Origin of the sequence: Dietzia maris (genome assembly GCF_014144855.1) — a bacterium.
Lineage (GTDB): Bacteria > Actinomycetota > Actinomycetes > Mycobacteriales > Mycobacteriaceae > Dietzia > Dietzia kunjamensis.
Genome location: NZ_JAALDN010000268.1, coordinates 1 through 12,108, shown reverse-complemented (window position 1 = coordinate 12,108; position 12,108 = coordinate 1). Strand labels below are relative to the sequence as shown.

The 12,108-nt window shown below is 67.2% G+C and carries 12 protein-coding genes; 1 reads left to right on the top strand and 11 read right to left on the bottom strand.

Translation table 11 applies throughout. The features are described from left to right. Positions 1 to 95: 95 nt before the first annotated feature. The 11 genes from G6024_RS09360 to G6024_RS09310 form a co-directional block, all read right to left on the bottom strand. On the bottom strand, positions 96 to 638 hold the full coding sequence (locus G6024_RS09360; protein ID WP_067711915.1) for an Rv1363c family protein: 543 nt from the start codon (positions 636 to 638) through the stop codon (positions 96 to 98). Next, entirely contained in the window at positions 638 to 2,056 is a 1,419-nt protein-coding gene (locus G6024_RS09355) for an MCE family protein (RefSeq protein WP_067711912.1), read from the bottom strand. Before G6024_RS09355 ends, G6024_RS09360 begins: the two co-directional genes overlap by 1 nt. Continuing rightward, the gene (locus G6024_RS09350) at positions 2,053 to 3,258 is read right to left on the bottom strand and encodes an MCE family protein (protein WP_067711909.1); all 1,206 of its coding nucleotides are present in this window, start codon (positions 3,256 to 3,258) and stop codon (positions 2,053 to 2,055) included. Before G6024_RS09350 ends, G6024_RS09355 begins: the two co-directional genes overlap by 4 nt. Beyond that, complete coding sequence (locus G6024_RS09345; RefSeq protein WP_067711906.1) at positions 3,259 to 4,524, bottom strand: MCE family protein; 1,266 nt, start codon at positions 4,522 to 4,524, stop codon at positions 3,259 to 3,261. After that, complete coding sequence (locus G6024_RS09340) at positions 4,521 to 5,669, bottom strand: MCE family protein (protein WP_067711903.1); 1,149 nt, start codon at positions 5,667 to 5,669, stop codon at positions 4,521 to 4,523. The genes G6024_RS09345 and G6024_RS09340 overlap by 4 nt, the downstream gene beginning before the upstream one ends. Next, positions 5,662 to 6,717, bottom strand: coding sequence for an MCE family protein (locus G6024_RS09335; RefSeq protein WP_159148560.1), 1,056 nt, complete (start codon positions 6,715 to 6,717; stop codon positions 5,662 to 5,664). Before G6024_RS09335 ends, G6024_RS09340 begins: the two co-directional genes overlap by 8 nt. Continuing rightward, entirely contained in the window at positions 6,714 to 7,940 is a 1,227-nt protein-coding gene (locus G6024_RS09330; RefSeq protein ID WP_235027837.1) for an MCE family protein, read from the bottom strand. The genes G6024_RS09335 and G6024_RS09330 overlap by 4 nt, the downstream gene beginning before the upstream one ends. 21 nt (positions 7,941 to 7,961) lie before the next feature. Next, complete coding sequence (locus G6024_RS09325; protein WP_067711897.1) at positions 7,962 to 8,813, bottom strand: MlaE family ABC transporter permease; 852 nt, start codon at positions 8,811 to 8,813, stop codon at positions 7,962 to 7,964. Position 8,814: 1 nt separating this feature from the next. Continuing rightward, on the bottom strand, positions 8,815 to 9,579 hold the full coding sequence (locus tag G6024_RS09320) for an MlaE family ABC transporter permease (RefSeq protein WP_067711895.1): 765 nt from the start codon (positions 9,577 to 9,579) through the stop codon (positions 8,815 to 8,817). Positions 9,580 to 9,814: 235 nt separating this feature from the next. Next, a complete protein-coding gene (locus tag G6024_RS09315) occupies positions 9,815 to 10,732 on the bottom strand; it encodes a 3-oxoacyl-ACP reductase (RefSeq protein ID WP_159148561.1) in 918 nt (305 codons plus the stop codon). Between the two features lie 8 nt (positions 10,733 to 10,740). Further along, positions 10,741 to 10,935, bottom strand: a complete 195-nt coding sequence (locus tag G6024_RS09310; RefSeq protein ID WP_067712138.1) for a ferredoxin — start codon at positions 10,933 to 10,935, stop codon at positions 10,741 to 10,743. Positions 10,936 to 11,042: 107 nt separating this feature from the next. Between G6024_RS09310 and G6024_RS09305 the strand changes: the two genes are divergently transcribed. Further along, positions 11,043 to 12,108: acyl-CoA dehydrogenase family protein (locus G6024_RS09305; RefSeq protein WP_159148559.1), on the top strand; the 1,066-nt coding region annotated here is incomplete at its 3' end.

The window sequence follows — 12,108 nt, the reverse complement described above, 5'->3', positions numbered from 1 at the left end:
CTCGCGGGCGGCGTCGGCCTTGCGCTGGGCGCGGGCCGCGCGTTCGGCCTCGCGCTGGGCGCGACGGGTGGCGCGGATGTCGGAGTCGGGAGTGGTCATGGGATGAAGTTCACCCCCGTGACCTTCATCTCGCCGTCGTCGTGTCGGTTCACGGTCACGCGCACACGGTACTGGCGGTCCTGGTCCTCATCGGACTTCGGGTTGCCGATGGTCTGGTCGATCGCCATGATCACCTCGGCCCGGTCGGGGTAGGAGTGCTCGACGGCGGCGGCGGACACCACACCGTCGGCGACGACATTGGTGGTCTTGACGACGTCCTCGTACGAATCGCGGCGAGGCGCGAACTGCTCCGAGAAATCGCCGTCGATCAGGCCGACGATCTCGTCGACGTCCTCCGACAGCGTCTCCTGCCTGATGGTCATGAGCTTGGTCATCACAGTCGTCGCGAAGTCACGGTACGAGGCGTCCAGTTCGGTCGCGGAGGCCCGGTCGGCGCGCACGGAGGCCGCCGAGTTCCGCTCACCCAGCCACAGCGACGTCGCGACGACGGCGGCCACGAGGCAGACCGCCGCGACCACCGCGGTCACGGTGAGCCAGGGGCGCCCACGGTCGGCGGGGTTGTCGTCCGGCTGTGGCACTAGGTCACTCCGTTCGTGAGGATGTCGGCCAGGTCGGCGTCCGCCGAGAGTCGTCCGGCATCACCGAGATTGAGCTGACGATACGTCTTGCCGTCGGCGCCCAGGTATTCGCCCGTCGACGGGTCGTACATCGCGGCCGACGTGCGGATCTCCTGTTCACCGGTGTCGGACGACGGCACAACGTTCCACCCGTTCGGGTTGTTCCCGGGCGGACCGACCTCGCTCGTGTCCGGGGGGTTGATCCCCTCGGGCTGGTAGTCGTTCGCCGCGCACTCGGCGGGCGACGCCGCCCGCCGACCGGGATACTCCATGCACGGCAGGTTGCGGGCTCCACGGACGGTCGTCTGGGAGTCCTTGGGGACCTTGCAGTAGATGCCGTTCATCAGCGGGGGCACGGACAGGTCGGCGGGCGACCGCCGCTGGTCCGCCGGCAAGAAGCCGGTGGTGCACGGCGGGGTCTCGTTGATCTGGAGGTTGAAATCCACCTTGATCTCACCGGTGTCCTTGGCGCCGTTGATCGCGGTGATGAGCGAGGACACCAGGGCCGGGTAGATCACGAGCAACTGCTCGATGGAGCGGTTGTAGACCACGCCAACCTCGCCGACGCTCACCAGGTTGGCGACCAGCACCGGCATGGTCGGCTGCAGATCGTTGAGGACCCTGGTCGCCCGGGCCAGCGAGTCCGGGCCGCGCTGGATGATCGAGGTCAGCTGGGGCTCGTTGACCCGGAGCTGATCGGTCAGGTCTGCGAGGTTCCGGGTCCAGGCACGGATCGAGTCCGATGAGCGCAGCTGCGAGTCCAGGACCGGCTCGGCGTCGGCGATCAGCTGGCGGGTGGCCCCGGTGTTGCGCTGGGCCTCCTCAAGGAGGAGCTGCGCGGAGTCCAGGAACTGCTGGAGCTCCCGCTCGGAACCGTTGAACGCGTCGAACGACTCAGAGATGACGCGGCGCATCTTGCCGTCGTCGATCGACGCCATGAGCACCGTGGCCTGGTCCAGGACGGGGCCGATCCCCTGGGGCATGTCGACCCGGTCCTCGCCGAGCACGGTGCCGTCGGCCATCTCGCCGACGGGCTCGCCCTCAGGCACTAACTCGACGAACTGCTCTCCGACCGCGGAGACACTCCGGATCTGCGCACGCACGTTCTCGGGGACCTCCGCCCGCGTGTCGAAGTGCAGTTCGGCCACGACGTGACCGGGCTTGAGGGTGACCGCGTCGACCCTCCCGATCACATTGCCCAGGTAGGAGACGTTGGCGTTCTTGTAGAGCCCACCGGTGTCCGGCATCTGCAGTGCGACATCGGTGCGCTGCCAGCCGAACGCAGTCGGCAGCTTGAGGTACGAGACCGACATCACCGAGAGGGAGAGAACCGTCACCACGGCGAAGATGGTCAGCTGGATTCGCACGAACCGGGTCATCGGGGGGCCTCCTCGGTCGGGGCACCGGATTCCGGCTCAGGCGGCAGTTCGGCGAACGGCTCCTCGCCCGAGTGCTCCAGCCGCGGGATCTCAAGGGAGAACGGGTTCGCGCCGGCCAGCGGATTGGGCGCGAGGCCCACATAGCCCTCGAGGCCGGCCATACGGTTGCCGAACTCGGTGCCCAGGAGGAAGGTCTCCGACAGACGCGGCATCGTCGTGTCGGCGTGGATGTACAGGTTGGCGTAGTCGCCGCGGAGGAAGTTGTCGATGCCCGCCTGCGGGAACGGGAACGTGATGAGCACGCTCAGCGCCCGGGTCAGGTCGCGCCCGGCGTTGGCTAGCGAGTCGAGGACCGGCGTGATGTCGCGGAGGTTGTCCACCAGGTTCTGTCCACCACCGGCGTCGATCACCTGGTTGGCCTTGTTGCCGAAATCCCCGAGCGAGACCATTGCTGTGGTCAGCTCCTGCTTCTGGTCGTTGATCAGCGCGACGGCCTCGGGCATCTGACCCAGCGCCTTGGCCAGGGTGTCGTTCTGCTCGTTGATCTGCCGCGAGAGCCGGTCCAGACCGTCCATGGCCGCGATGATGTCGGCCCGCTGCTGGTCGAGACCACTGACGGTGGTCTCCAGCTGGGAGATGACCTCCTTGGCCTCGAACTGGCGACCGTCCAACGCGGTGTTGAGCTCGCGGGAGATGGTCTCGAACTGGGCCAGTCCGCCGTTGGTGAGGACCACCGACAGCGCCGACAGCGTCTGCTCGGTGGTCGGGTACACACCGGCGCGGGCCAACGGGATGACGTCCCCGTCGGAGAGCGAGCCCTCGGGTTCGCCGTCCGGGGGCGGGAAGATCTCGAGATGTTGCGACCCCAGGAGGCTGGTCTGCCCGATCTTCGCATGCGCGTTGGCCGGGAGCCGGACATCCTCGTTGAGCGAGACCGTGACGATCGCCGTGTAGTCCTCCACCTGCATGTCCGTGATCGATCCGACGTTGACGTCGTTCACTCGGACCGGGGAGTTGCGGGTGATGGTGGTGACGTTGGGCATCTCAAGGGTGATCTCGTACGCACCCTCGCCCCTGCCCTGCGCACCGGGTAGCGGCAGGGAGTTGAGACCCTCCCAGGTGCATCCGGCACCGGAGAGCAGCACGACGGCGCCGAGTGCACCTGCCGTCAGAATTCGGCCACTGGGTCGGTTGCGGAACATCTACGCATCTCCCGTCACGAGCAAGGTGTCGGTGAGGTTGTCGCCCTTGTTGACCACGTTGATCAGCGGGTCGGGCCGGTCGGAGACCGGCTGCACACCCGGTGGGGTCTGCGTCCCTGGCTTCTGCGAGTCCCAGATCTGTTGGGGCTCCGCGGTGGGCGTGATCGGCGGGGTGACCGCGCCGTATGGGTAGTTGGAGGCGAGCGAGTTGAACAGCGGGCCCATGTACTGGGCGCACAGCTGTGCGTCGGATTCGGCGGTGTTGTTGGCCAGGCCCGCGATCGCACCGCAGATGAAGTTGGTCGGGTTGGCCATCTGGTTCATGGTCAACACCCCGGTGAGGACGCCCTGGTACGGCCGGTAGATGTTGTAGAAGTTGGCCATGGCGGTGGGGCCCACGTGGAGCACTCCCTCCAGCTCGGCCCGCCGGTCGCGCACCACCTCGGTCGCCTGGCCGAGCTTGTCGACAGCAGTGGTCACGCGTTCCCCGTTGTTGTCAAGGAACCGGTTGATGTCGGTCACCGCCAGGTCGAGATCGCTCAGCGCCGCATCGATGTTGCCCGTCTGGTCTCCGAGCACCTGCGACACGCTGGCCAGCCTCCCCCCGAAGGACACGATCTGCTCCTCGCTCTGTGAGAGCGCGGTGACGAACAGTTGCAGGTTCTTGAGGGTGGTGAAGAGGTTCTCTCGCCCGTCCGAGAGCAGCGCCATGGTCTGCGAGACCTCGTTGAGGGCGTCGCGGACCTCCGCACCGTTGCCGTCGAGCATCGCGTCGGCCGAGTCGACGAACTCGCCGAGCGGGCCCGTCTCCTCGTCACCAACGGGACTGAGGGCGGTGGACAGCTTCATGAGCTGCTCCTTGACCCCGTCCCATTCCACCGGGATCGCGGTGCGCTCGACGGGGATCGTGCCGCCGTCCGGCATCTCCTCGCCGCCCGTGAAGGCGGGGGTGATCTGGATGAACCGCTCGGCCACGAGGGACTGTGCCACGAGCAACGCGGTGGCGTCGGCGGGGACCGGGACGTCCCGGTCGACCTTCATCGTGACCTTGGACCTGCCGTCCTCGGAGGTGATCTCGGAGATCCGTCCGACACGCACCCCGAGCACCCGGACGGTGTCGTCCTCGTAGACGCCACGGGTGGATTCGAAAAAGGCGATGATCGTCTTGGTCCGGGTGGAGAAGAACCACACCGTGGCAATCACGAGGAGGACGACGACGACGAGGGCCACGACCTTGGACAGTGTGGACGAGAACAGTCGACTCATCGGGGCAACCTCTTCTCGCCCCAGCCGGGGTGCTCGTCCATCAGGGTCAGACCCGGTACGGCCGGCAGCGTCGGCTCGCGCACCAGTCCGGGCTCGGGCTGGACGCGGTCGTCGATGAGAGGCATGAGGTCGCGCAGGATGGTCTGCTGGTAATGACCGATCGACAAGTTGGATATGTAGGCGTTGAACCACGGTCCGGACGCCACGGCCTCGCTCAGCGCCGTGGAGAACGGCACGATCCGGCGCAGCCCCAGATCGATGTCCTCTTTGTTGCGGATCAACAGATCCGACACCTGCTCCAACTTGTCCAGGGCGGGTCCGAGCTGTGCCTCGTTGTCCTGGACCACCCCCGAGAGCTGCCGGGCGAGTTCGTCGATGTTGACAATCAACTCGCTGAGGGCCCTTCGCCGGAGGTCGAGCTGGGTGAACAGCACGTTGCCGTCCACCATGAGCTGGTTGATCTGGTCACTTCGCTGCCCGAGAATGTCGGTGGTCCCCGCGGCCTTGTCGAGGAGCTGCCGTACGCCCTCGTCACGCTCGTTGAGAGAGCGCGAGAGCCTGGTGATCCCGTCCAGCGCTCCCCTGATCTCAGGCGAGGACCCCTCCATGGTCTCGGCGAGCACGGTCAGCGCCTCGTCGACCTTGTCCGTGTTCATTGCCTCGACGGTGTTGCTGAGGTCGCCAAGCGCGGCGGTGAGCGAGTACGGGACCGAGGTCCGCTCGAGCGGGATGATGTTGGCGGGGAGCTCGCCCTGGCCGTCAGAGAAGACCCCGAGCGCACGCCGGCCGAGGATCGAGTCGGTCTTGATCTGGGCGGAGGTGTCCGCGCCGAGCGCGACGTCGGTGTCGATGTCGAAGCGGACCCTGACCCTGTCCCCGTCGAGCTCGATCTTCCGCACCGAACCGACCCTCATCCCGGCCACCTGCACCTCGTCACCGGTGTTGAGCCCGGCTGCGTCGGCCACGTACGCCGTGGCGTTCCGCAGCCCGTTGACGAAGGGGATCCGGTCGTAGTTCAGCGAGATCGCCATCAACGCCACGGCCCCCACGGCTCCCCAGACACCGATCGTCTTGGGGTCGCGGTCGCGGAACCGGAGCTGTCCTCGGGGCGCCTTCGGCGGGGTCCCGTCTATTGTGTCACTCATCGGGGAACGCACACCGTCCCGTCGTCTGCTCGTACTGGGGCAGGTACACGCCCCTGCCGGTCACGGGGTTGGTGACCTGCACGATCACACCACAGAGATAGAACTGGAAGAAGCTGCCGTACACGCCCAAGCGCCCCATCTTCTCGAAGTCGGACGGGAGCCGGTTGATCACGTTCTCGACGAACGGCTCGTCCTCGTTGATGAGTGTCGCCACCCGGTCGATCTGGGCGACGTCCTCGCGCAGGGCCGGGCGGACGTCGGACAGGAGTGTGGTCATGTTGGCGCTGGCGTCGTTGAGGCGTTCGACGGACTCGCCTATCGGCTCGGAGTTCGCCGACAGACCAGAGACGAGCTGCTGGAGGTCGTCGACGATCGAATCGACGTTGGACTGGTTGTCCGCCACCGTGGTGAGCACCCCGTTGAGATTGGTGATGATGTCTCCGATGAGCTGGTCCCGATCAGCCAGTGTCTGAGTGAGGGACGACGTCGAGGCGAGCAGGTCCTGCACGGTTCCGGCCTCGCCCTGGAATACCTTGACGATCGATTCCGACAGCTGGTTCACCTGGCCGGGGTCGAGTGCCCTGAACAACGGACGGAACCCGCCGAGCAACGCGTCGAGGTCCAGAGCCGGGGAGGTCTGCGAGATCGGCAGCGTCTCGCCCGCCTCGAGCGGAGACTGATCCCCCTCCCCCCGGTTGAGTTCCAGATAGCGGTCCCCGGTCAGGTTCTCGTACCGCACCATCGCCTCGGTGCTAGCGTGCACGACCTGGTTCCCGGCCACGGAGAACCGGACCGCGGCTGTGTTCCCGTCCGCCAGTGCGATCCGGTCGACGCGGCCCACCTCCACTCCCGCGATGCGCACCTTATCCCCAGACTCCAGCCCCGAGACGTCGGTGAACTCGGCATTGTACTTCTCGGACGCGCCGGAGCGGTACTCGCTGAAGACCATGACCAGACCGGCCAGGACCAGCACCATCACCGTGGTGAAGATCGCCAGCTTGATCAGGGTGAGACGGGCGTTTCGCGCTGCCGAGCGCCCGGCGGTCACGGGGCCTCCCCGTCCATGCCGAGCATGACCTGCAGCAGCGTCGGGGGCGCGGGACGACCAGGCTCGGTGGGCCGCAACGGGCCGAACAGCGGGGCGGGGCGAGTGGTGAACACGTCGGGCATGCCCTCCACGGGGTTCGAGCCGGTGTCGGTGACGACGAACGGGGCGTGGACCTCCGGGTCCGGGAACGGGAGGCCGTAACAGTTGGGTCCGGTGCTGGCGTTGACCTTCGGCAGGTCCTTGGGGTACTCGTACGCTCGCGCCCCCTGCTGCCACCCCGACTTGAATACCAGGCCGGGCTGGTCCTCGCCGCCGAAGGCTGAGTTGGCGCCCTCGACGCCCTGGTTCAGGCCCACGATCAGACAGGTGAGCATGGGGTGGTACTCCGCCAGCAGGCTGGTCGAGGCACGCAGGTCCGAGAGCGTCTTGACGAATTCGTTGCCGTTCTCGGACAGCAGGCGCTTGCCGGTCTCGCCCGTGCCGATCGCAGAGACCAGCAATTGTTCGAACCGCGCCTGGTTGTTGACGACGTTGGCGCCGACATCGGTGCCGGAGTCGAGCAGGCGCATGATGTCGGGGGTGACGTCGGCGTAGAGGTTGGCCACCCGCGACCCCTTGGCCAGGTCCCTCTGGAGGGTGTCGATCTGCGGGTTGATCTCTTGCAGGTAGTCGCCCAAGTCGGTGATCGTGCGCCCCACCTGTTCACCGCGCCCGTCGACCGCCCCGGAGACCGCGCCGAGGGTGGCGTTGAGCTTCTCCGGCTCGATCGCGATGAGCAGGTCGGTCAGGTCCTGGAACAGTGTGTTGACCTCGGCGGTGACATTGGACGCCTCGACGACGGTGCCCGCGGCCAGCGGCGTCGGGTCCGGCCGCATCGGGGACTCGAAGTCGACGGACTTCGCACCGAACACTGTGTTGGATCCGATCGTCACCGGGGAGTTGGCGGGGATGGCCTCCAGCGCCGCGGGATCGACCTCGATCTCGATCGTCGCCCCGCCGAACTCTTGGCGGATGTCCTTGACGTTGCCGATCTCCACACCGCGGGCGCGCACCTTGGCGTCGGCCTCCATGACCAGACCGGCGCGATCACTGCGGACGGTCAACGGCACCCGGCTGTCGAAGACCCTCGCGAACATCAGGAGGGAGAGCGCGATCACCACGACGATGAAGAGCGCCAGCACCGTCGCCGCGATGCGCTTGGGCACCGTATCGCTCTGACTCACAGTTCTCGCCACGTCCGCCTCCTATCCTGACAGGTTGAAGTTGCCGTCTCCGCCGTAGATCGCGAGGGAGAAGAGAAGGGTTACGGTCACCACCGCGATGAGCGAGGTGCGGACGGCGTTGCCCACGGCCGAGCCGACGCCGGCGGGACCGCCGGCGGCGTTGTAGCCGTAGTAGGTGTGGATGAGCATGATCGCGATGGCCATCGCGATGGCCTGAACGAAGGACCACAGGATGTCCGTGGGGATGAGGAACGTCGAGAAGTAGTGGTCATAGACGCCGCCGGACTGACCATAGATCTGCACGGTCGCGAACCGGCTCGCCAGGAACGAGGCGATGACGGCGAGCGAGTACAACGGCACCACGGCGATCATCCCGGCGACGATCCGGGTGGAGACCAGGTAGGTGATCGAGTCGATCGCCATGACCTCCAGCGCGTCGATCTCCTCGGACACCCGCATCGCCCCGAGCTGGGCCGTCGCGCCGGCACCGATGGTGGCGGCCAACCCGATGCCAGCGATCACGGGTGCGGCGATGCGGACGTTGATGAACGCCGCGAAGAAGCCGGTGAGCGCTTCGACCCCGACGTCGGTGAGCGAGGAGAAGCCCTGGACCGCGATCACGCCGCCGGTGGCGAGGGTGAGGAACCCGACGATCACCACTGTGCCGCCGATCATCGCCAGCGCACCCGTTCCCATGGCGATCTCGGCGATGAGCCGCAGTGTCTCCTTCGGGTACTGGGTGAGCGCCCGCGGCGTGGCCAGCAGTGCTCGCCAAAAGAACAGGGCGATGCCGCCGAAGTCGTCGGCCCTGCCGACGGTGTGGTGCCGGGCCCGCGCGAGATGCGGGAACCGGGTGGTCTCGATGACGGCCACCTCACGCCCCCAGGACCTTGACGCCGACCGCCGTGAGCACGGTGTTGACGACGAACAGGGCCATAAAGGCGAAGACGACGGTCTCGTTCACAGCGCTGCCCACCTCTTTCGGCCCGCCCCGGACGTAGAGGCCCTTGTAGCAGGCCACGAGCCCGGCCAGCATGCCGAACATGCCGGCCTTGATCTGCGCCAGGATGAGCTCACCCAGGCCCGTGAGCAGGGTGATCCCGTCTACGAAGGCGCCCGGGTTGACGCCCTGCAGAAGAACCGAGAAGAGGAAACCGCCGAGGATGCCGATCGTGCACACCAGGCCGTTGAGCAGCAGCGCCACGAAGGTGGACGCGGCGACCCGGGGGACGACCAGGCGCTTGACCGGGTCGATCCCGAGGACCTCCATCGCGTCGATCTCTTCGCGGATGGTGCGGGCCCCGAGGTCCGCGCAGATGGCGGTGGCCCCGGCCCCCGCCACGATGAGGACCGTGACCATGGGACCGACCTGGGTGACGGCGCCGAGCGCGGCCCCCGCCCCCGACAGATCGGCCGCACCGATCTCGCGGAGCAGGATGTTGAGCGTGAAGCTCACCAGGACGGTGAACGGGATCGCCACCAGGATGGTGGCCATCATGGAGACCCTGGCGATGAACCAGGACTGTTCGACGAACTCCCGGCCCTGCCGCACGATCGACGGGAAGGACACGAACGTGTCGAGACTCATGGCGACGAAATCGCCGACTCCCTTAAGCGGCGCATCGAGAACTCTCGCCATATCGCCCCCCTCCTGTCTTCTTTCATCCCCCGGTCACACCAAACTGAACAAGTGACCGGTTCATCGTGACCCAGATTACATAGTAGCTAGAACACGTTCTATCTGACAAGGGCTTCCCCATCCCCCCGACCGGTGCCCCTGCCAGCTCGCGTCGGGGGAATCTAACACGCCCGACACACCAATAAGTCGTCCCCGGCGCGATCGACGTCGATCACGCCGGGGACGGGCCCGCCACTCAGAGCTTCATGATCTCCGCAGCGGAGAAGGACTTGCCCTCCGGGCGTCCTGACCAGTGCCCGGAGATCGCATCCGCGAACTCGCGACGGTCCCATACGCCACCCTCCGCGTCGAACCTCTTCTCCACGACGGGCGCCTCCACGAGCGCCACCATCCCGCCGTATACCACGAACAGCTGACCGGTGACGTGCGCAGCAGCGGGCGAGGCCAGGTAGGACACGAGGTCCGCGACCCGGTCCGGCGAGAGCGGATCCGGCCCTTCGGAGGGGTCCCAGGGCTCGAAGACCGCCTCCGTCATCCCGGTGCGACCGCGCGGGGCGATCGCGTTGGCGGTGCAGCCGATGCGCTCCAGCACCCGCGACGCGGACAGCGTCAGCGCGGTGATCGCGGCCTTGGCCGCGCCGTAGTTGGCCTGGCCGGGCGGGCCGAAGAGCCCCGCCTCCGACGAGGTGTTGATGAGCCGGCCGTAGACCGGCCCCCCGGATTTCTTGCTCTCCTCGCGCCAGTGGGCGGCCGCATTGCGGGTGAGCAGGAAGTGACCGCGCAGATGCACCTTCACGACCGCGTCGAAATCCTCGTCGGAGAGGTTGAACAGCATCTTGTCGCGCGTGATCCCGGCATTGTTGACCACCACGTGCAGCCCACCGAGCTTGAGGGCCTCGGCCACCATGGCGTCGGCTGTCTCCCGCTCGGAGACGTCGCCCACGACGAGTGCCGCCTTGGCTCCGGCCGCCTCGATGTCCGCGATCACCGCGTCCGCGGCTTCACCGGCGCGGATGTCGTTGATGACCACCGCGGCCGCGCCCGACCTGGCGAGCTCGACAGCCTCGGCCGCGCCGAGACCCGAGCCGGACCCGGTGACCACGGCGACCCGCCCGTCGAGTGAGAGGTCCGCGTCGAGCTTCTCCCGACCCATCCCCGCGGTCACTCCGCAGCCTTCAGCGCGGCCATCGGGCACTTCTCCACAGCCTTGAGTGCGCGCTTCTGCAGGTCCTCGGGGACCTCGTCGACGATCACACGCACGACCTCGTCGTCGTCGTTCAGCTCGAAGACCTTCGGCGCCAGGCCGACGCACACGGCCTGCCCCTCGCAGCGGTCGGGATCGACTTCAATCCTCATGCCGTCCTCCTCGGTCGCACCCACGGCCACCATGGCCGCGAGATGGTTGGATACTATGTGAGACACGACACTAGAACGTGTTCCACTCACCGATGAGCTTAGGGCATATGGACATCACCTACACCACCGGCCAGGAACGTCTGCGCGGGGAGTTGCGCGAGTATTTCTCGGCACTGATGACCCCTGAACGACGCGAGGCCTTCACCTCCACCACCGGCGAGTACGGGCACGGCGACGCGTACCGCGAGATCGTCGCGGAGATGGGCCGAGACGGCTGGCTGACCCTGGGGTGGCCCGAAGAATTCGGCGGGAAGAACCGGCCGATGATCGAGCAACTCATCTTCACCGACGAGGCCGCGATCGCCGGCGTCCCGGTACCGTTCCTCACCATCAACTCCGTGGCGCCCACCATCATGGCGTTCGGCTCCGACGAGCAGAAGAACTACTTCCTGCCCCGGATCAGCCGCGGTGAGCTGCACTTCGGCATCGGCTACTCCGAGCCGGACTCCGGCACCGACCTCGCGTCGCTCCGCACGCGGGCGGTCCGCGAGCCCGGGACCGGTGAGCACGAGGGCCGTGAGGTGTACCGGATCAACGGTCAGAAGATGTGGACGTCGCTGGTGGCGTACGCCGACTGGATCTGGCTGGCCGCGCGCACCGATCCGGACGCCAAGCGCCACAAGGGCATCTCCATGATCATGGTGCCCACCGACGCCGAGGGCTTCTCGTGGACCCCGGTCCACACGATGGCCGGCCCGGACACCAGTGCCACCTATTACCAGGACGTGGTGGTCCCGGCGAGCAACCTCGTGGGCCCCGAGCACGGCGGCTGGCCGCTCATGACCAACCAGCTCAACCACGAGCGCGTCGCCCTGACCTCGGCGGGGCCGCTGCAGGCCTCACTGCGGCAGGTCGTGCAGTGGGCGCGCACCACCCGCTCGGCGGACGTCGGCATGCCCGGGGCCGGCACCGTCATGGACAACGAGTGGGTGCGCACCCACCTGGCCCGCGTCCACGCGATGGCCGAGTACCTGGCCCTGCGCAACTGGGAGATCGTCTCCGCGGGCACCGCCGCGCCCACCCGCATCGCCGCGTCGGCGACCAAGGTGTACGGGACCGAGACGGCGTGCGAGGCCTACCGGTTGCTCATGGAAGTCCTCGGATCGAGCGGCT

Excerpts from the sequence above, each read along its gene's own strand:
- G6024_RS09355 (WP_067711912.1), bottom strand. The coding sequence starts at position 2,056 with ATGACCCGGTTCGTGCGAATCCAGCTGACCATCTTCGCCGTGGTGACG.
- G6024_RS09310 (WP_067712138.1), bottom strand. The coding sequence starts at position 10,935 with ATGAGGATTGAAGTCGATCCCGACCGCTGCGAGGGGCAGGCCGTGTGC.
- G6024_RS09345 (WP_067711906.1), bottom strand. The coding sequence starts at position 4,524 with ATGAGTCGACTGTTCTCGTCCACACTGTCCAAGGTCGTGGCCCTCGTC.
- G6024_RS09320 (WP_067711895.1), bottom strand. The coding sequence starts at position 9,579 with ATGGCGAGAGTTCTCGATGCGCCGCTTAAGGGAGTCGGCGATTTCGTC.
- G6024_RS09340 (WP_067711903.1), bottom strand. The coding sequence starts at position 5,669 with ATGAGTGACACAATAGACGGGACCCCGCCGAAGGCGCCCCGAGGACAG.
- G6024_RS09315 (WP_159148561.1), bottom strand. The coding sequence starts at position 10,732 with ATGGGTCGGGAGAAGCTCGACGCGGACCTCTCACTCGACGGGCGGGTC.
- G6024_RS09350 (WP_067711909.1), bottom strand. The coding sequence starts at position 3,258 with ATGTTCCGCAACCGACCCAGTGGCCGAATTCTGACGGCAGGTGCACTC.